Annotated in this window: 1 protein-coding gene; it reads left to right on the forward strand. The window is 73.7% G+C overall.

The genetic code is table 11. From position 1 onward, the window contains the following. The coding region (locus G9373_RS45665; protein ID WP_206034046.1) for an acyl carrier protein at positions 1 to 452 on the forward strand (452 nt) is incomplete at both ends.

Genomic DNA, 452 nt, shown 5'->3' on the forward strand with positions numbered 1-452 from the left:
CGACGCGCACTTCTTCGACGACCTGGGTGCCGACTCGATGGTGCTGGCCCGGTTCTGCGCCCGGGTCCGCAAGCGCCCGGAGTTGCCCTCGGCGTCGATGCAGGACGTCTACCAGCACCCCACCGTCCGGGACCTGGCGGCCGCGCTCGCCGGGCCGGTCGGCGGGCCCGCCCGCGCCGAGCCGGCCGCGGCCGTGCAGCCCGTGCCGGAGGCGCCGGTCCCGCGGCACTCCTGGGAGTTCGTCTCCTGCGGGGTGCTGCAGCTGCTGGTCTTCCTGGGCTGGACGTACCTGGCCACCCTGGTCGCGATGAGCGGCTACGACTGGATCAGCGCCGTGTCCGGCGTCGTACCGACGTACCTGCGCACGGTGCTCGTCGGCGGGGCGTACCTGATCGGCATGTGCACGCTCCCGATCGTGGTCAAGTGGGTGCTGATCGGCCGGTGGCGGCCCC

Source organism: Rhodococcus sp. A14, from assembly GCF_011603105.1.
Classification (GTDB): domain Bacteria; phylum Actinomycetota; class Actinomycetes; order Mycobacteriales; family Mycobacteriaceae; genus Rhodococcus_F; species Rhodococcus_F opacus.